The 17,639-nt window shown below is 64.5% G+C and carries 17 protein-coding genes and 1 pseudogene; 4 read left to right on the forward strand and 14 right to left on the reverse strand.

The genetic code is table 11. From position 1 onward, the window contains the following. Positions 1-205: pseudogene (locus G3N99_RS41760) on the reverse strand (competence protein ComA); the annotation flags it as partial. Between the two features lie 219 nt (positions 206-424). Between G3N99_RS41760 and G3N99_RS04120 the strand changes: the two are divergent. Further along, positions 425-2,815: a penicillin-binding protein 1A gene (locus G3N99_RS04120; RefSeq protein ID WP_174939845.1), complete on the forward strand. Its 2,391-nt coding sequence runs from the start codon at positions 425-427 to the stop codon at positions 2,813-2,815. 91 nt (positions 2,816-2,906) lie between these two features. On the opposite strand, the gene cyaY is transcribed toward G3N99_RS04120, so the two are convergent. Beyond that, positions 2,907-3,236: an iron donor protein CyaY gene (gene cyaY / locus G3N99_RS04125; RefSeq protein ID WP_039366759.1), complete on the reverse strand. Its 330-nt coding sequence runs from the start codon at positions 3,234-3,236 to the stop codon at positions 2,907-2,909. A 36-nt stretch (positions 3,237-3,272) separates the two neighbouring features. On the opposite strand from cyaY, the gene G3N99_RS04130 reads away from it, so the two are divergent. Beyond that, positions 3,273-3,554 carry a lipoprotein gene (locus G3N99_RS04130; protein WP_206121734.1) on the forward strand — a complete coding sequence of 94 codons (282 nt, stop codon included), beginning with the start codon at positions 3,273-3,275 and terminating at the stop codon, positions 3,552-3,554. Between the two features lie 77 nt (positions 3,555-3,631). Here the strand turns inward: G3N99_RS04130 and msrQ are convergent, their stop codons facing one another. The 5 genes from msrQ to G3N99_RS04155 all read right to left on the reverse strand — a co-directional run bounded on the left by msrQ (position 3,632) and on the right by G3N99_RS04155 (position 9,779). Beyond that, entirely contained in the window at positions 3,632-4,321 is a 690-nt protein-coding gene (gene msrQ, locus G3N99_RS04135) for a protein-methionine-sulfoxide reductase heme-binding subunit MsrQ (RefSeq protein ID WP_206121735.1), read from the reverse strand. A gap of 20 nt (positions 4,322-4,341) precedes the next feature. Continuing rightward, positions 4,342-5,337: a protein-methionine-sulfoxide reductase catalytic subunit MsrP gene (gene msrP, locus G3N99_RS04140; RefSeq protein ID WP_206121736.1), complete on the reverse strand. Its 996-nt coding sequence runs from the start codon at positions 5,335-5,337 to the stop codon at positions 4,342-4,344. Positions 5,338-5,495: 158 nt separating this feature from the next. Further along, positions 5,496-6,686 carry a c-type cytochrome biogenesis protein CcsB gene (ccsB, locus tag G3N99_RS04145; RefSeq protein ID WP_206121737.1) on the reverse strand — a complete coding sequence of 397 codons (1,191 nt, stop codon included), beginning with the start codon at positions 6,684-6,686 and terminating at the stop codon, positions 5,496-5,498. A 4-nt stretch (positions 6,687-6,690) separates the two neighbouring features. After that, positions 6,691-8,907 (reverse strand): cytochrome c biogenesis protein ResB, encoded by a 2,217-nt coding sequence (locus G3N99_RS04150; protein WP_174939853.1) that lies wholly within the window; start codon positions 8,905-8,907, stop codon positions 6,691-6,693. Positions 8,908-9,125: 218 nt separating this feature from the next. Next, on the reverse strand, positions 9,126-9,779 hold the full coding sequence (locus G3N99_RS04155; RefSeq protein ID WP_206121738.1) for a c-type cytochrome: 654 nt from the start codon (positions 9,777-9,779) through the stop codon (positions 9,126-9,128). Between the two features lie 214 nt (positions 9,780-9,993). On the opposite strand from G3N99_RS04155, the gene yihA reads away from it, so the two are divergent. Both yihA and hemB read left to right on the forward strand, forming a co-directional pair. Then, entirely contained in the window at positions 9,994-10,653 is a 660-nt protein-coding gene (gene yihA, locus G3N99_RS04160; protein WP_011350683.1) for a ribosome biogenesis GTP-binding protein YihA/YsxC, read from the forward strand. Positions 10,654-10,905: 252 nt separating this feature from the next. Then, complete coding sequence (hemB, locus tag G3N99_RS04165) at positions 10,906-11,904, forward strand: porphobilinogen synthase (RefSeq protein WP_174939857.1); 999 nt, start codon at positions 10,906-10,908, stop codon at positions 11,902-11,904. Positions 11,905-12,058: 154 nt separating this feature from the next. Here the strand turns inward: hemB and dsbD are convergent, their stop codons facing one another. The 7 genes from dsbD to rpsM all read right to left on the reverse strand — a co-directional run bounded on the left by dsbD (position 12,059) and on the right by rpsM (position 17,636). Then, complete coding sequence (gene dsbD / locus G3N99_RS04170; RefSeq protein WP_206121739.1) at positions 12,059-13,906, reverse strand: protein-disulfide reductase DsbD; 1,848 nt, start codon at positions 13,904-13,906, stop codon at positions 12,059-12,061. Next, positions 13,899-14,225: a divalent-cation tolerance protein CutA gene (gene cutA, locus G3N99_RS04175; RefSeq protein ID WP_011350680.1), complete on the reverse strand. Its 327-nt coding sequence runs from the start codon at positions 14,223-14,225 to the stop codon at positions 13,899-13,901. Before cutA ends, dsbD begins: the two co-directional genes overlap by 8 nt. A gap of 202 nt (positions 14,226-14,427) precedes the next feature. Then, complete coding sequence (gene rplQ, locus G3N99_RS04180; protein WP_006477175.1) at positions 14,428-14,823, reverse strand: 50S ribosomal protein L17; 396 nt, start codon at positions 14,821-14,823, stop codon at positions 14,428-14,430. 137 nt (positions 14,824-14,960) lie between these two features. Beyond that, positions 14,961-15,938, reverse strand: a complete 978-nt coding sequence (gene rpoA / locus G3N99_RS04185; protein ID WP_006477176.1) for a DNA-directed RNA polymerase subunit alpha — start codon at positions 15,936-15,938, stop codon at positions 14,961-14,963. A gap of 124 nt (positions 15,939-16,062) precedes the next feature. Then, a complete protein-coding gene (gene rpsD, locus G3N99_RS04190) occupies positions 16,063-16,686 on the reverse strand; it encodes a 30S ribosomal protein S4 (RefSeq protein WP_174939863.1) in 624 nt (207 codons plus the stop codon). Between the two features lie 154 nt (positions 16,687-16,840). Further along, positions 16,841-17,242, reverse strand: a complete 402-nt coding sequence (gene rpsK, locus G3N99_RS04195) for a 30S ribosomal protein S11 (RefSeq protein WP_004197937.1) — start codon at positions 17,240-17,242, stop codon at positions 16,841-16,843. Between the two features lie 28 nt (positions 17,243-17,270). Beyond that, positions 17,271-17,636 carry a 30S ribosomal protein S13 gene (gene rpsM, locus G3N99_RS04200; RefSeq protein ID WP_006477178.1) on the reverse strand — a complete coding sequence of 122 codons (366 nt, stop codon included), beginning with the start codon at positions 17,634-17,636 and terminating at the stop codon, positions 17,271-17,273. Between the last annotated feature and the right edge of the window lie 3 nt (positions 17,637-17,639).

Genomic DNA, 17,639 nt, shown 5'->3' on the forward strand with positions numbered 1-17,639 from the left:
CCAGCGCTCGCGCGACCGCCGCCCAGCGCGCATCTTCCGGCCCGCCCGCCAACCCGACCGGCTCCCGCTCGAGCCCTTCGACGCATACCTCCGCACCGCGGCCGCGCCGGCTCAGCACGACCATCCTCACCTCGTCCGCACCGACGTCGATTCCCGTCGACCGGTTCCCGCCCTGCGCAAACCGCGCTCTCCATCGTCCCGCCATCCCAGCCTCCCGAAATCGTCGCGGCCCACGCCGCGTTTCGAGACCTGATTCTGCAAAGCGGAGCGTATGGCCGACAGTCAGCCTAATGGCCAGCACCCGCTCGCGACGGGCGCGCGCGGGCTATGCTGGAAAGACGCAAACCCGCGGCTTCGCGGCGGGTAGCCCCCGCGTCAGGACCGGTCTTACCGGGCAGCTATAATCGCGGGACTGTTTTCCGGTATGCCTATGCAATCCACGACTCCTACGTCCCCGCCTCCCGCCCCGGAGCCGAAGAAGCGGCCCTGGTGGCAAAAAGTCCTGCTCGGATTCGCCACGATGTGCGTGGCGCTCGTCGTGGCCGGCGGCCTCGTGCTCGGCTACGCGCTCGTCGTTGCGTGGCCGAACATGCCGTCGCTCGACGCGCTCACCGACTATCGGCCGAAGGTGCCGCTGCGCATCTATACGTCCGATCACGTGCTGATCGGTGAATTCGGCGAAGAGCGCCGCGACGTCGTCCATTTCAAGGACGTCCCCGACTCGCTGAAGAAGGCGATCCTCGCGATCGAGGACGCGCGCTTCTACGATCACGGCGGCGTCGACCTTACCGGCATCGTCCGCGCCGGCTTCGTCGCGCTGACAAACGGCCACGCGTCGCAGGGTGCGAGCACGATCACGATGCAGGTCGCGCGCAACTTCTTCCTGTCGAGCGAGAAGACCTACACGCGCAAGATCTACGAGATGCTGCTCGCGTACCGGATCGAGCGTGCGCTGACGAAGGATCAGATTCTCGAGGTCTACATGAATCAGATCTATCTCGGCCAGCGCGCGTACGGCTTCGCGAGCGCCGCGCGGGTCTACTTCGGCAAGGACCTGAAGGACATCACGCTCGCGGAAGCAGCGATGCTCGCGGGGCTGCCGAAGGCGCCGTCCGCGTACAACCCGGTCGTGAACCCGAAGCGCGCGAAGGTGCGCCAGGAATACATCCTGCAACGGATGCTCGAGCTGAACTTCATCTCGCGCGAGCAATACGACGAGGCCGTCGCACAGCCGCTCGTCGTCAAGGGTCCGGGCCGCGATTTCAGCGTGCACGCCGAGTACGTCGCGGAAATGGTCCGACAAATGATGTACGCACAGTACCGTGAGGAAACCTACACGCGCGGCTTCAACGTCGTCACGACGATCGACTCCGCGGACCAGCAGGTCGCGTACACCGCGCTGCGCAAGGGCATCATGGATTACGAACGCCGGCACGGCTATCGGGGGCCGGAAGGCTTCATCGAGCTGCCGGCCGGTGCCGACGACCGCGAACAGGCGATCGACGATGCGCTGCTCGAACACCCCGACAACGGCGAACTGATTGCCGCGGTCGTCACGGCCGCCAGCGCGCGCCAGATCACGGTTGCGTTCATCGACGGCAGCAATGCGACGATCGAAGGCGACAACCTGCGCTTCGCGTCGGGCGCGCTGTCGGCCAACGCGCAGCCGAATCGCCGCATCCGCCCGGGCGCGATCGTCCGCGTCGTGAAGAGCGACGCCGGCAAATGGTCGATCACGCAGTTGCCGCAGGTCGAGGGGGCGTTCCTGTCGATCGTCCCGCAGGACGGCGCGATCCGCTCGCTCGTCGGCGGCTTCGACTACAACAAGAACAAGTTCAACCACGTCACGCAGGCGTGGCGGCAGCCGGGTTCGTCGTTCAAGCCGTTCATCTATTCGGCGTCGCTCGACAAGGGCCTCGGGCCGGCAACCGTGATCAACGACGGCCCGCTGTATTTCAGCGCCGCCGAAACGGGCGGCCAGCCGTGGGAGCCGAAGAACTACGGCGGCGGCTTCGAAGGCCCGATGTCGATGCGCACCGCGCTGCAGCGCTCGCGCAACCTCGTGTCGATCCGGATCCTGAACCACATCGGCACGAAGTACGCGCAGCAGTACATCACGCGCTTCGGTTTCGACGCCGAACGCCATCCGGCCTACCTGCCGATGGCACTCGGCGCGGGCCAGGTCACGCCGCTGCAGATGGCGGGCGCGTACTCGGTCTTCGCGAACGGCGGCTACCGCGTCAATCCGTACCTGATCGCCGAAGTCACCGATCCGAACGGCGCGATCGTCGTGCGCGCGCAGCCGCTCGTTGCCGAGCAGAACGCGCCGCGTGCGATCGACGCGCGCAACGCGTACGTGATGAACAGCCTGCTGCAGAGCGTCGCGCAGCGCGGCACGGGCGCGCGGACCAACGTGCTGAAGCGCACCGACCTCGCGGGCAAGACCGGCACGACGAACGACTCGCACGACGCGTGGTTCGCCGGCTACCAGCACACGCTCGCCGCGATCGCGTGGATCGGCTACGACAACCCGCGCAGCCTCGGCGATCGCGAAACCGGTGGCGGCCTGTCGCTGCCGGTCTGGATCGAGTACATGGGCGCCGCGCTGAAGGGCGTGCCCGAGTTCAAGCCGACGGTGCCGGACGGCGTCGAATCGCTCGGCGGCGAGCTGTACTTCACCGAGTTCGCGCCGGGCCACGGCTTCGTGTCGACGGTTGGCGTACCGCAAGCACCGGCCGCGCAGAACGTCGACGCAACCGTGCCGCATGTCGACGAGCAGGAAAAGCAGGACATCATGAACCTGTTCGCGCACTGACCACCGGCCCGGCCATGAAAAAAGCGCCCCGCGGGGCGCTTTTTCTTTGGCACGACGCGTCGGAGCGCGGCCCCGGCTTCGGCCTGGGCGGTTACGGCGCGCTGAACGTGATCGGCAGGCCGGCCTGCTGCGTCGCGTATTCAGTGAGCGCCGAGAAAAACTCGGTGCCCGTGCGCGTATCGCGCCATTCGCCGTCGATGAAACGGTAGTGGAAGCCGCCCGCTTTCGCGGCGATCCACACTTCCTTCATCGGCGGCTGCAGGTTGACGATGATCTTCGAGCCGTTCTCGAACGTCAGCGTCAGGACGCTGCCGTTGCGCTCCAGATCGATGTCGTGATCGCCGTCGTTGGCGTCGTCGACGGTACGCTCGACGGCCGCCAGCACGGCCTCGGCACGGGTCAGGTATTCGGTATCGGACATGCTAAACTCTATCGGTTCAATTGTTCAGGGACGATCATGCGAGTCGTTTTCCGGATGAGCGCGATTGTAGCGGCTTTGGCGATTCTTGCCGGCTGCGGTCAAAGCGGCGCGCTCTATCTGCCCACCGTGCCTCCGATGCCCAAGCCACTCCAGCAGCAGGACACGCCGCCGTCGGACGTGAAGCCGACCGATGAAAACGCGTCGTCCGACAGTGTGCCCGATTCGTCCGGCACGCCGCTCACGCTGTCACCCGAATTGTCGTCGAGCGGGGCATCGACCACGCCCGCACCGGCGTCGAGCCCGGCTGTCGCGAAGTAACGACGCACCGCCTGCACGGCTCACGAAACAAGGCGATGACTTCCCGGTCATCGCCTTTTGTTTTTCAGGCTGCGCCGTCACGCGCGCACGCGCCGCCATCCCCATGCAATGAGCCGCCAGCCGAGTAGCACGGCCACGATTGCCGCATACACCTTCGGCTGCGCGAGATTGTGCTTGCCGGCTCTCATCCACCAGAAGTGCAGCACGCCGAACAGCGCGATCGCATAGATCGCGCTGTGCAGCGTCGCCCAGTGACGCCCGAGCCGGCGCACCATCGCGCGCGGTGACGTTGCCGCGAGCGGAATCAGCAGCACGAACGCGGCGAAACCGACCGTGATGAACGGGCGCTTGCCGACGTCCTTCAGGATCGCGACGACGTCGAACCACTTGTCGAACCACAGGTAGGTCGTGAAGTGCAGCGTCGCGTAGAAGAACGCGAACAGCCCGATCATCCGGCGAAAGCGCAGCAGCGTGGCGAAACCGGTCATGCGCCGAAGCGGCGTGACGGCAAGCGTCACGCACAGCAGCACGAGCGTCCAGAGGCCCGTCGAGCGCGTGATGAACTCGATCGGATTCGCGCCGAGCCGGTCGGTCAACCCGAACAGCACGAGACGGGCGAGCGGATAAAGGCCGGCCGCGAAAACCAGCACCTTGGCCGGCGCGAGCCAGCGCGGCGCAGCGGGACGGACCGTGCCGCCCCGTGCGGCACGTGCAGCGCCTTGGCCGGCGCCGGCTGTGCGCGCCGGAGTCAGCGTCGAAGAGGGCATATCGTTTCTCACCGTCGCCCTCAGAAATTCTTCTTCAGGTCCATGCCCTGATACATCGACGCGACGAGATCGCCGTAGCCGTTGAACATCAGCGTCTTGCGCTTCGGCGTGAAAAAGCCGTCCTCACCGATGCGCCGCTCGGTCGCCTGGCTCCAGCGCGGATGATCGACGTTCGGGTTCACGTTCGAATAAAAGCCGTACTCGTTCGACGCGTACGTGTTCCAGCTCGTCTTCGGCTGCCTGTCGACGAAGCGGATCTTCACGAGCGACTTCGCGCTCTTGAAGCCGTACTTCCACGGCACGACGATCCGCACCGGTGCGCCGTTCTGGTTCGGCAGCACCTGCCCGTAGACGCCCATCGTCAGAAGTGTCAGCGGATTCATCGCCTCGTCCATCCGCAGGCCTTCCGAGTACGGCCAGTCGAGCACCGGCGTCGAGAGGCCCGGCATCTGCGACGGATCGGCCAGCGTGATGAACTGCACGTACTTCGCGTTGCCGGTCGGCTGCACGCGCTTGATCAGCTCGGACAGCGGCACGCCGATCCACGGGATCACCATCGACCATCCCTCGACGCAGCGCAGCCGGTACACGCGCTCCTCGAGCGGCGCCAGCTTCAGCAGTTCGTCGAGATCGAACACCTTCGGATGCAGCACCTCGCCCTCGACGCTCACGCGCCACGGGCGCGGCCGCAGCGTGCCGGCGTTCTGCGCGGGGTCGCTCTTGTCGGTGCCGAATTCGTAGAAATTGTTGTAGGAGGTAATGTCCTTGAACGGCGTCACCTTGTCGGCCGCGACGAACTTCGGATTCGTCTTCGCCGCGAGCTTCGCGGCCCGCGCGTCGGGCGACGCATAGGCGGCGAATGCTGCGCCGCTACCGCCGAGCAACCCGCCCGCCGCCGCGAGGCCGGCCGCCTGCAATACGCGCCGCCGGTTCTCGAAGACCGCACGCGGCGTGATTTCGCCGGGCGCGATATCGCCGCCGGTCAGTACGTTCCGCAAAGGGCGTTTGATCCACATCGTGCTGCTCCTCCTGCATGCGCCGCGCGCAGCTTCATGAGCGTTCGACCCGACCCGTCTTGCGCCGTTCGACGCCCGGACCGCCCGCCCGTTACAAAAGAAAACCGCCGGGCACGCAGTGCACCGGCGGTCTCATAGTCGGACGAACAGCGGAAATCTTACAGCTTGCCGTAGCTGTGCAGCCCGGACAGGAACATGTTGACGCCGAGGAACGCAAAGGTCGTCACGAGCAGGCCCGTGAGCGCCCACCATGCGGCCACCGTGCCACGCAGGCCCTTCATCAGGCGCATGTGCAGCCACGCCGCGTAGTTGAGCCACACGATCAGCGCCCAGGTTTCCTTCGGGTCCCAGCTCCAGTAGCCGCCCCATGCTTCGGCGGCCCACAGCGCGCCGAGGATCGTCGCGATCGTGAAGAACGCGAAACCGACCGCGATCGACTTGTACATCACGTCGTCGAGCACTTCGAGCGTCGGCAGGCGATCCGCGAGCACGCCGCGCTCCTTCATCAGGTAGGCGACCGACACCATCGCCGACAGCGCGAAGCTGCCGTAGCCGATGAAGTTCGCCGGCACGTGAATCTTCATCCACCAGCTCTGCAGCGCCGGCACGAGCGGCTGGATCTGCTGCGCATCGCGCGCGACCGAGTACCACATCAGGAAGCCGACGGCCGCGCTGATCACCAGCAGCACGAACGCACCGAGCGCACGCGTGCCGTAGTGGCCTTCGTAATACAGATAGAGCAGCGCGGTGATCAGGCTGAACAGCACGAACACTTCATACAGGTTCGACACCGGGATGTGCCCGACGTCCGCACCGATCAGGTAGGACTCGTACCAGCGCACCATCAGGCCGGTGAAGCCCATCAGCACGGCGACCCACGTGAGCTTCTGGCCGATCGCGGAGCCCGACTCCGAGCGCGCGAGCAAACCGATCCAGTAGAAGATCGTCGCGAGCACGAACAGCGCGCTCATCCACAGGATCGCGGACTGGCTCGACAGGAAGTACTTGAGGAAGAACGCCGAATCGGCGCGCGCGAGATCGCCCTGGTAGATCTGGATCGACAGCAGCGCCAGCACGGCGATCGACGCCATCATCAGCCGCGCGGGCTTCCAGCGCCAGCCGAGCGTGACGAGCGCCGGCACGGTGCCGATCATCACTGCCTTGTCGTAGTAATCCATGTGCGCGTTGTAGTGCACGAGCGCATAGCCCGCGCCCACCACGAGCGCCAGTGCGAACAGCCAGTCGAGCAACGACAGGCGCGCGAGGAACGGACGGTCGTCGAACAGCGGCGCCACAACTGGAGCCTGGGCCGACGCCCGATGGGAAGAGGAAACTTGCGTGAGATCCATGATGTTACCGGGTGGAATTCTCGGAATCGGAACCGCCGCCGGCAGGCGGACGGGCCGTCGATGCCGCACCGGCCGGCGCGGCGTCGCGAGGTGAGGCGTGCAAGGCGGCACCGGCCGCGTCGCGCGTCTGCACGAATTCTTTCTCGAAATCGAAGGTCTTGCGGGCCGTGGACATTGCCATCACCACATCGACGCCCGAACCGGCGTCCTTCAGCCAGAACCAGAGGCGCCGCTCGCGCACGTAGAACATCGAGAAGATGCCGGCGACCAGCAGCAGGCTGCCAAGATACACCAGATTCTTGCCGGGTGCGCGCGTCAACTGAAATACCGAAGCTTGCACCTGCTTGAATGAGTCAAGCTGCAAATAGACCGGCGATCCATACAAAAAGCTGTCAGATAGCGCATTGATGGCGTTCTGCACGAAACGGATCGTGTCGGTGCCCTGCTGCGCCGCCGGCTCGCCCGCACGCTCGCGCGCGATCTGCCAGACCTCCCACATCGAGCCTTCGAGCATGCGCAGCAGCAGGCTCGCGGCCTTCTCCTGCTCGGCCTTGGGCACCGAGCGGTCGATGAACGTCGCGACGGCCTGGAAGCCGCCGATCGGCTGGCCATCGGCGCCACGGCCGACGCTGTCGTCGCTCGCTGCAAAAAGGGTCAGCACCTTCAATGCACTGTCCTGCAGGCGGCTGCGCAGCGATGCGTCGGTGCCCGGCAGCGAACGCTGCGCGAAGCGCGCGGCGGCTTCGGCGCGCGCGGACGGATCCTCGAGCGCGGCACGCAGGTGCATCCATTCGCCGATCGAATCCTGGCTGTCGGCCGGAATCCGCATGTAGCGGAACGGGTCGTTCGGGCTCGCACGCACGCCGGCGAGGAACACACGCTCGCCGTTCATGTCGACGGGCAGCATGTAGTTGTTGAATTCGCGCGCCTGGCCGTCCTTGCCGCGGATCTTGTACTGCACGGACGGGCCGATATTGTGGAGCTGTGTCGGCTTCGACGTCTTCGCGCCGGAGCCGAGGCGTTCGTCGAACACTTCCTTCAGCGAGTTCGTCGTCGCGACACCGCGCACGTCCGGCTTGCCGTTCGCGTCAGCCATGTTCTCGACGTTGATCGCGCGGAAATCGGAAAACTCGATCGTGTCGCCGTCGTTGCCCGGCATCTGCAGCGGCGCCGAACTGCCGATCGTTCCCTTCACGGGGAAGGTCTTCGCGTTGCCGCCCGTCATCGGGTAGGCCGTCATCTGCATCTGCGAACCGCCGTCCTGGAAGCTCGACTGGTAGATCGACACGCCCTTGTACGTGAACGGCTTGTTGACCTCGACGCGCGCCGGGATCTTCTGGCCCGTCTCGCGATCGATCACGACGATGTCGCTCGCGAACAGCTTCGGCATGCCCGTCGTGTAGTAGTCGACGATGAACTTGTTGAGCTGGATCGAGAACGGCAGGTCCTGGATCAGCGAGCCGCTCGGCTGGTTCAGGATCGCGGTCGACACGAACTGCCCCTCGGGCACCCACGCGTAGCCGCGGAACGTCGGATTCGACGCGGACAGGCGATGGTCGGGCGAGATCTCGCTGATCGTCGCGCTCGTGTTGACCGGGCTCTTGCCGAACATCCACATCTGGAATTTGATCGGCAGGTTGCTGTCGAGCAGGCCGCCGATACAGATCACGACGATCGCGATGTGCGCGGAGATGTAGCCCCACTTGGTCATCGCGCCGCGCTTCGCGGAGATCAGCGTCGCGCCGTCGTTCTCACGCACGATGTGCTTGTAGCCGGCCTTGGTGACGAACGTGGCAAGCGTCGCCGCGACCGTCGCGCGCGTGCCGGAAGCCGTGTATTCGGCCTTGTGGTGGAACGCGCGCAGGCTGCCTTCGCGAACCTTGTCCTTCCAGCTCTTCGCATCGGCGAGCATCTTCGGCGCGTTGCGGATCACGCACAGCGAGATCGAGATGACGAGGAAGATCAGGATCAGCATGAACCACCACGCGCTGTACACGTTGTACAGGCCGAGCGAGCGGAAGATGTCCGCCCAGAACGGCCCGAACTGGTTCACGTAGTTCGGATACGGATCGTCCTGGGTCAGGACCGTGCCGATGATGCTCGCGATCGACAGCACCACCAGCAGCGCGATTGCGAAGCGCATCGAGCTCAGCAGCTCGACCGCGCGCTTCGACGCACCCTGACCCGACTTCGACTGCAACCCCGACGTGGTAACGCTCATTCAAACTCCGACTTAGGGGAAACAGCCCCTCGCTTACTGTGTTCGCTTGGGGGGCGCAGCCCCCCATCTCGCGCAAGCCTCTCCATCCTGGCCAGGCCCGGCGCGTGCCGACAAAAAAGAAGGGCGAGGCAACCGCAACGATGCGGCGCCCCACCCTTTTCTTGTTCTGACTCCGGCCGCCCTTCGGGCGCCCGGTCATTCCATTCGCGGCTGACCGCTCAACGCAGGCCCGCGATGTAATCCGCGACGGCCTTGATCTCGTTGTCCGACAGCCGCGTCGCGATCTGATGCATCGCCTCGTTGTTGTTGCGCGCGCCGGCACCCTGCTGGAACGCGGTCAACTGCGCGACCGTGTAATCGGCCCATTGCCCCGACAGACGCGGGTACTGGACCGGAATCCCTTGCCCTGTCGGCCCGTGGCAACTCGCGCAGGCGGGTACGCCCTTCTCCGCGATGCCGCCGCGATAGATCTTCTGGCCGACCGGCACGGTTGCCGCATCGCGCGCGGTGCCGAGCTTCGTCGTCTGCGACCCGTAGTACGCGGCGACGTTGCGCATGTCGTCCGCGCTCAACGCGCTCGCGAATCCGACCATCACCGCATTGGTCCGCACCGGCCCCTTCGCGCCCGGCTGCGTCTTGAAGTCGTTCAACTGCTTGACCAGATATTCGGGATGCTGGCCGGCAAGCTTCGGGAAACTGCCCGACGCGCTATTGCCGTCGGCGCCGTGACACGACGCACAAACCTGCCCGGCAATTGCCTTGCCACGGTCGAGATCCGGCTTTGCCGCATCCGCCGCGTTTGCCTCCGCTACGAAACCTACGAACCCTGCTGCAACCTGAAGCACCATCAGAGACTTGCACAGTCGATTCATTCGCACACCCTGTTTCGTCTTGTGGGAATTTGAGGTTCTGCAAAAAACGACGGCGTTCAGTCTACCGCAGAAGCTACATAAAAGCGCGAGGCAGGCGCCCGGTAGCCTTCGGTAAAACCGCCGTATTGTACAATATCGTGTTGAAAGCTCCCGCGCCTATCGGGGCTACCCCGCCTCCACCAAGCGGCTCGCGCCGCCCGTCCTTCCGGTTCCCATGGCCTTTCTGCTCCATCAAGCCCGCTTCTACACGACCGTCAACCATCTGCGCGACCTGCCGCCGACGGTCCAGCCGGAAATCGCGTTCGCGGGCCGCTCGAATGCCGGCAAGTCGACGGCGATCAACGTGCTGTGCAACCAGAAGCGGCTCGCCTTCGCGTCGAAGACGCCTGGCCGCACGCAGCATATCAACTACTTCTCCGTCGGCCCGGCCGACGAGCCCGTCGCGAATCTCGTCGACCTGCCCGGCTACGGCTACGCGGAAGTGCCCGGTGCCGCCAAGGCCCACTGGGAAATGCTGCTGTCGTCCTACCTCGCGACCCGTTCGCAGCTTTGCGGCCTGATCCTGATGATGGATTCGCGCCGCCCGCTGACCGACCTCGATCGCCGCATGATCGAGTGGTTCGTGCCGACCGGCAAGCCGATCCACACGCTGCTGACGAAGTGCGACAAATTGACGCGGCAGGAAAGCATCAACGCGCTGCGGACCGCGCAAAAGGGTCTCGATGCGTATCGTGACCAGGGCGTCCAGGGCAAGCTGACGGTTCAGCTGTTCTCGGCGATGAAGCGCGTTGGGCTCGACGAGGCGCACGAATTGATCGAAAGCTGGGTGCGGCCGTCCGTCGCCGACGAAAAAAGCGAGCCTGTAGCACAATGATCGGGCAACGCGCGGCCGGGCTCGGCGGCGCGCACCTGACGGCGCCTGCGGTTTCGGCCGGCTCATAAAAAAACCCGCCGTTGAACGGCGGGTCAAACAGCCTAATCGAAAAACGACAGGCACCCGCTCAGGGAGGAGAAGCGGGGAGCTGCACGCGACGCGTGCCGCTCGATCGCTATCATATACCAACGCTCCCGAAAATGACCTAAGGGTTCCGTAAGGTCTTACTGCCCCGATTTCTACCCAATCGCCATGAGCTTCCATCCGCTTCATCGTCCGCGCCGGATGCGCCGCGACGACTTCTCCCGCCGCCTGATGCGCGAAAACCGCCTGACCACCGACGACCTGATCTATCCGGTGTTCGTCGTCGAAGGCACCAACGAACGGCAGCCGGTGCCGTCGATGCCCGGCGTCGAACGCGTGTCCGTCGATCTGCTGATGCAGGTCGCCGAGCAGTGCGTCGAACTCGGCGTGCCCGTGCTGTCGCTGTTCCCGGCCATTGATCCGTCGGTGAAAACGCCTGACGGCCGCGAGGCAGCCAATCCGGAAGGCCTGATCCCGCGCGCGGTGCGCGAGCTGAAGAAGCGCTTCCCCGAACTCGGCGTGCTGACCGACGTCGCACTCGATCCGTACACGAGCCACGGCCAGGACGGCGTCCTCGACGAAAACGGCTATGTGATCAACGACGACACGATCGAGATCCTGATCGACCAGGCGCGCGCGCAGGCGGAAGCCGGCGTCGACATCGTCGCCCCGTCGGACATGATGGACGGCCGCATCGGCGCGATCCGCGAAATGCTGGAAAGCGACGGCCATATCCACACGCGAATCATGGCCTATTCGGCCAAGTTCGCGTCGGCGTTCTATGGCCCGTTCCGCGACGCGGTCGGCTCGGCATCCAACCTGGGCAAGGGCAACAAGATGACCTACCAGATGGATCCGGCGAACAGCGACGAAGCGCTGCGCGAAGTGCGCCTGGACATCGACGAAGGCGCCGACATGGTGATGGTCAAGCCCGGCATGCCGTACCTCGACATCGTGCGCCGGGTGAAGGACGAGTTCCGCTTCCCGACCTACGTGTACCAGGTGAGCGGGGAATACGCGATGCTGAAGGCCGCCGCGATGAACGGCTGGCTCGACCACGACAAGGTCGTGCTCGAATCGCTGCTCGCGTTCAAGCGTGCGGGCGCCGATGGCGTGCTCACGTACTTCGCACTCGACGCCGCGCGTCTGCTGAAAGCACAACGCTGATTTCCCGCCGGCAGGCGGAATGAAAAACGGCGGGACACTTCGGTGTCCCGCCGTTTTTTGTTTGCCGCCGATCGCGGACTTATGCGTTGCCGATCGTCAATTCATGCCACGCAAGCACGCCGGTTCGCCACCGGCGCGCACCCGAGCGGCATGGTCATACCGTCGGGACCGCAGCCCGGTCGAGGCTGCGCAGGAACGTCTCAGCGGCCTGATAGCCGACCACGCGCCCGATCTCGTTGCCGTTGCGATCGAAGAAGATGATGCCCGGCGGCCCGAACAGGTTGAAACGCTTCAGCAGCGCCTGGTCGTCCGGGTTGTTCGCGGTGACGTCGGCGCGCACGAGGTGAAGCTGCGCGAGCCGCGCCTGCACACGTGCGTCGGTAAACGTCAGATGCTCCATCTCCTTGCAGCTCACGCACCAGTCGGCGTAGAAGTCGAGCATCACGGGCTGGCCGGACGTCTTCAGCAGCGTGTCGAGTTCGACACTCGAGCGCACCGACGCGAACGCAGGCCCGTCCTGCGTTGCGGCCGCACCTGCCGTCGCAGCGCCGCCCGACGCAACCGTGCGTGCCGCCAGCACCGCCAGCGGCTTGACCGGATCGGTCGATCCCGCGGCCAGGCCGACGAGCAGCGTCGCCGCCCAGATCGCGAGCGCAGCGCCGACACCACGGCCAAGACGACGCCAGATAGACGTGGCACCGGCATTCGGCGTGAACAGCCCGAGCGCCGCGGCCGCGATCAGCAGCCACAACGCAGCGAGCACCATCCTCAGGCCCCCGGCCAGCACCGGCCACACGATCCACAGGGCGGCTGCGAGCAGCACGATGCCGAAGAACACCTTCACGCCGTCCATCCATGCACCGGCGCGCGGCAGCACCGTCCCGGCGCCGACACCGACGACCAGCAACGGCACGCCCAGCCCCAGCCCCATTGCGAACAGCGCGGCACCGCCGAGCAACGCATTGCCCGTGTGCGCGATGAAGGCGAGCACCGCGAACAGCGGCGCCGTCATGCATGCGCCGACGACCAGCGCGGACAGCGCGCCCATCGCCGCGACCGCGATGAAATGGCCACCCTGACGCGCGCTCGATGCTTCCGCTGCACCGTTCTGCAAGCGCGCGGGCAGCGCGATGTCCTTGCCCGAGATCAGCGAGACGGCGAACGCAGTCAGCAGCACGCCGAACGCGCCGAGCACCCACGGGTTCTGCAGCCACGCGCCGAGACTCTGGCCGACCAGCGCCGCGGCGATGCCGAGCACCGTGTAGACCAGCGCCATGCCGACCACGTACGTCAGCGACAACGCGAAGCCACGCGCATGCGTCGCACGCGTGCCCTGGCCGATGATGATCGCCGACACGATCGGGATCATCGGGTACGAGCATGGCAGCAGGCTCAGCACGACACCCGCGACGAAATACAGGGCGACGATCGTGAAGAAGCCGTGCCCTTCGAGCAGCGACTGCGCGAAATCGGCGCTCGTGACCTTGTCGAACCAGTTGCCCCCGGCGGCCGTATCGCCGGACGACGACGCTGCGCCCAGCGCGGCGCCGTCGACCTTCACGACGTGCTCGGCCGGTGGATAGCAGATGCCTTCGTCCGCACACCCCTGCGATGTCACTGCGAGCTCGAACGGTCCCGACGCCTGCTTGACGGGCACGTGCACGACGACTTCGTCACGGTAGGTCTCGACGTTCTTCTGGAACGTCTGGTCGAACTTCACGTGGCCGGCCGGGAATTGCGGATCGCCGAGCGTCGCCTGCCCGCTCTTCACCGCGAACGCGAACCGCTCGCGGTACAGGTAGTAGCCGTTGGCGACCTTGAAGCGGACGTCCACCTGTCCCGGCGATTCGCTCGCACTGAACTTGAACGCAACCGACGGATCGAGGAAATCGTCGGCCGCGCGCGCGACCGACAGGCCGCCCAGCACGAGCATGAACGACATCAGGACTGCGAGAAACCGCAGCGCGCGCACGCGCACGGAAAGCGCCATACCGTTAAACATGAAATAGACGTTGAGTTTCGCTGGTCACCCACTGGCCGTACGCGGCCGATGCCGTCGTCTGCCACGAGACGATTTCGGGCGTCTCGTAAGGATGATGCGCGAGAATAAATCGCTCCAGTTCGAGCGCCCGCACGGGGCTCGTCTTGAACAGCAACTGGATCTCGTCGGCCGTTTCGACCTTGCCCTGCCAGTGATAGCGCGACTTGATCGCACCGAGCTCCGACACGCACGCGGCAAGCCGGGCATCGAGCGCACCGTCTGAAAGCACCTTGGCGGTCTCGGCATCGGGCACCGTCGTCAGCATCAGCACCACTATCATCCGCGCCCTCCTGGCTGGTCTATCGGCTCCTGCCGACGCGGATTGCCCATCTGGGGAGCGCGTCGGCTGCCCCGTATCGTAGCGCAGCCCGCGCAACGCTGCCGGCACCGCCCTGCGACAATCGATCGCAGCCGGCGCCGGAAAAACAAAAAGGGCCAAGCTATTGCTCGGCCCCTTTCAGATACTGCTGCGTACCGGAAGCTTACTCAGCTTCTTGCACGTTTTCCGTTTCGTCGACTTCCGGACGATCGAGCAGCTCGACCAGTGCCATCGGTGCGTTGTCGCCCACGCGGAAGCCGAACTTCAGCACGCGCAGGTAGCCGCCCGGACGGTTCGCGAAACGCGGACCGAGCACGTCGAACAGCTTCGCCACCGAATCACGATCGCGCAGGCGGTTGAACGCCAGGCGACGGTTTGCCAGCGACGGTTTCTTGCCGAGCGTGATCAGCGGCTCGACGACTTTACGGAGTTCCTTCGCCTTCGGCAGCGTCGTCTTGATGACTTCGTGCTCGATCAGCGAGTTGGACATGTTACGGAGCATAGCCAGACGGTGGCTGCTCGTGCGGTTCAGTTTCCGCAGACCATGACGATGGCGCATTTCAGTTTCCTTGATTCAAAGTTTTGATCCAGCTCTTCTATCGCACCTCGATGGGTGCACGGGCCGGTAGCGAAAAAAGCAAGATGCGGATTTTAAAGGAAAATCCGCATCTTTGCCAACTACAGCATCAACCAGGCTTACTTGTCGAGACCAGCCGGCGGCCAGTTCTCGAGCTTCATGCCCAGCGTGAGACCGCGCGAAGCGAGCACTTCCTTGATCTCGTTGAGCGACTTGCGACCGAGGTTCGGCGTCTTCAGCAGCTCGTTTTCCGTGCGCTGGATCAGGTCGCCGATGTAGTAGATGTTCTCGGCCTTCAGGCAGTTCGCCGAACGAACCGTCAGCTCGAGATCGTCCACCGGACGCAGCAGGATCGGATCGATCTGCGGTGCACGCGACGGCGCTTCGGCTGCCGTTTCCGTGCCTTCCAGTGCCGCGAACACGGACAGCTGGTCGACCAGGATGCGGGCCGATTGACGGATCGCTTCTTCCGGCGTGATCACACCGCTCGTCTCGATGTTCATCACGAGCTTGTCGAGGTCGGTACGCTGCTCGACACGTGCGCTTTCGACAGCGTAGCTCACGCGGCGAACCGGCGAGAACGATGCGTCGAGGACGATGCGGCCGATGATCTTGGCCGTGTCTTCGCCGTAGCGACGGACGTTGCCGGGCACATAGCCGCGACCCTTTTCGATCTTGATCTGAACGTCGAGCTTGCCACCCTTCGACAGGTGCGCAATCACGTGATTCGGGTTGATGACTTCGCAGTCGTGAGCCAGCTCGATATCGCCGGCCGTGACAACGCCTTCACCTTCCTTGCGCAGCGTAACCGTCACTTCGTCACGGTTATGCAGCTTGAACACCACGCCCTTCAGGTTCAGCAGCAGGTTGACGACGTCTTCCTGCACGCCATCCAGCGTCGAGTACTCGTGCACCACGCCCGCGATCGTCACTTCGGTCGGCGCGTAGCCAACCATCGACGACAGCAGCACGCGACGCAGCGCATTGCCCAAGGTATGGCCGTAACCGCGTTCGAACGGTTCCATGACCACCCTCGCGTGGTTCTCGCCCAGCGATTCCACGGCGATGATCTTGGGTTTCAGCAAACTGGTTTGCATGGGCTTTCCTTTTCAATACCCTCGGCTCGTTACACCGATAAGGCTGACCGGTAACAACCAGAAAATAAACAGCCGAGGCCCCTCCTTGCGCAACGCAATCGGGGTACCTCGGCCGTCAATCGGATTAACGCGAATACAATTCGACGATCAGGCTTTCGTTGATGTCGCCTGCGATTTCGACGCGTTCCGGCATTTGCTTGAACGTGCCTTCGAACTTCTTCGCATCGACTGCAACCCAGCTCGGCATGCCGCCTTGCTCGGCCAGCGACAGCGCTTCAACGATACGCGCCTGCTTCTTCGCCTTTTCGCGGATCGCGACGATGTCACCTGCCTTCACTTGCTGCGACGGGACGTTCGCGACGACGCCGTTCACCGTGATCGACTTGTGGCTCACCAGCTGACGCGCTTCAGCGCGGGTCGAGCCGAAGCCCATGCGATACACGACGTTGTCGAGGCGCGACTCGAGCAGTTGCAGCAGGTTTTCACCCGTGTTGCCCTTGCGGCGGTCGGCTTCAGCGAAGTAACGGCGGAACTGACGCTCCAGCACGCCGTAAATGCGCTTGACCTTCTGCTTTTCGCGCAGCTGCGTACCGTAGTCGGACGTACGTGCGCCCGAGGTACGGCCGTGCTGACCCGGCTTGCTGTCGAGCTTGCACTTGTCGGCGAGCGAGCGACGCGCGCTCTTCAGGAACAGGTCGGTGCCTTCACGGCGGGACAGCTTGGCCTTCGGGCCGATATAACGTGCCACTTTGCATTCCTCTATCAATCAGTCACGCAGATCTGAATCCGCGCTAGTTCGCGCCCTTTGGGGCGAACGGTGGGCTTAGTCAATCAAAAAAGCAACGCCCGTCGACGCTGAGCGGCGACAGGCAATGTGCTAGCACGAACGTGCCAGCACACCTTTAGATACGACGACGCTTCGGCGGACGGCAGCCGTTGTGCGGAATCGGGGTGACGTCCGAAATCGCGGTGATCTTGATGCCGAGGCCGTGCAGTGCGCGCACTGCCGACTCACGACCCGGGCCCGGGCCCTTGATCCGCACTTCCAGATTCTTCACGCCGTATTCCATCGCGACGCGGCCAGCCGACTCGGCTGCGACCTGGGCAGCGAACGGCGTCGATTTGCGCGAGCCCTTGAAGCCCTGACCGCCCGACGTCGCCCATGCCAGTGCATTGCCTTGGCGATCGGTGATCGTGATGATCGTGTTGTTGAACGACGCGTGAACGTGAACCACGCCTTCAGCGACGTTCTTCTTAACCTTCTTGCGAACGCGTTGCGCCGCGGTGTTCGAAGCCTTAGCCATTACGTTTTCCTGTAACTGTCAGTTCCGCTTACTTCTTCAGCGCTTGCGCTGCACGACGCGGACCCTTGCGAGTACGTGCGTTCGTACGCGTACGCTGACCGCGCATCGGCAGGCCCTTGCGATGACGAACACCACGGTAGCAACCGAGGTCCATCAGGCGCTTGATGTTCATCGTCACTTCACGGCGCAGATCGCCTTCAACGACAAACTTGCCCACTTCTTCACGCAGCTTTTCCAAGTCTGCGTCGGTCAAGTCCTTGACCTTCTTCGAAAAATCGACGCCAGCTGCCACGCAGATGCTGCGCGAACGGGTGCGGCCGACACCAAAGATTGCCGTCAGGCCGATCTCGGTGTGCTGGTGATTCGGGATGTTAACCCCTGCGATACGAGCCATTGT

Source organism: Burkholderia sp. Ac-20392 (genome assembly GCF_017104585.1).
In the GTDB taxonomy this organism is placed as follows: domain Bacteria; phylum Pseudomonadota; class Gammaproteobacteria; order Burkholderiales; family Burkholderiaceae; genus Burkholderia; species Burkholderia lata.

Excerpts from the sequence above, each read along its gene's own strand:
- G3N99_RS04120 (WP_174939845.1), top strand. The coding sequence starts at position 425 with ATGCCTATGCAATCCACGACTCCTACGTCCCCGCCTCCCGCCCCGGAG.
- cyaY (WP_039366759.1), bottom strand. The coding sequence starts at position 3,236 with ATGTCCGATACCGAATACCTGACCCGTGCCGAGGCCGTGCTGGCGGCC.
- G3N99_RS04130 (WP_206121734.1), top strand. The coding sequence starts at position 3,273 with ATGCGAGTCGTTTTCCGGATGAGCGCGATTGTAGCGGCTTTGGCGATT.
- msrQ (WP_206121735.1), bottom strand. The coding sequence starts at position 4,321 with ATGCCCTCTTCGACGCTGACTCCGGCGCGCACAGCCGGCGCCGGCCAA.
- msrP (WP_206121736.1), bottom strand. The coding sequence starts at position 5,337 with ATGTGGATCAAACGCCCTTTGCGGAACGTACTGACCGGCGGCGATATC.
- ccsB (WP_206121737.1), bottom strand. The coding sequence starts at position 6,686 with ATGGATCTCACGCAAGTTTCCTCTTCCCATCGGGCGTCGGCCCAGGCT.
- G3N99_RS04150 (WP_174939853.1), bottom strand. The coding sequence starts at position 8,907 with ATGAGCGTTACCACGTCGGGGTTGCAGTCGAAGTCGGGTCAGGGTGCG.
- G3N99_RS04155 (WP_206121738.1), bottom strand. The coding sequence starts at position 9,779 with ATGAATCGACTGTGCAAGTCTCTGATGGTGCTTCAGGTTGCAGCAGGG.
- yihA (WP_011350683.1), top strand. The coding sequence starts at position 9,994 with ATGGCCTTTCTGCTCCATCAAGCCCGCTTCTACACGACCGTCAACCAT.
- hemB (WP_174939857.1), top strand. The coding sequence starts at position 10,906 with ATGAGCTTCCATCCGCTTCATCGTCCGCGCCGGATGCGCCGCGACGAC.
- dsbD (WP_206121739.1), bottom strand. The coding sequence starts at position 13,906 with ATGTTTAACGGTATGGCGCTTTCCGTGCGCGTGCGCGCGCTGCGGTTT.
- cutA (WP_011350680.1), bottom strand. The coding sequence starts at position 14,225 with ATGATAGTGGTGCTGATGCTGACGACGGTGCCCGATGCCGAGACCGCC.
- rplQ (WP_006477175.1), bottom strand. The coding sequence starts at position 14,823 with ATGCGCCATCGTCATGGTCTGCGGAAACTGAACCGCACGAGCAGCCAC.
- rpoA (WP_006477176.1), bottom strand. The coding sequence starts at position 15,938 with ATGCAAACCAGTTTGCTGAAACCCAAGATCATCGCCGTGGAATCGCTG.
- rpsK (WP_004197937.1), bottom strand. The coding sequence starts at position 17,242 with ATGGCTAAGGCTTCGAACACCGCGGCGCAACGCGTTCGCAAGAAGGTT.
- rpsM (WP_006477178.1), bottom strand. The coding sequence starts at position 17,636 with ATGGCTCGTATCGCAGGGGTTAACATCCCGAATCACCAGCACACCGAG.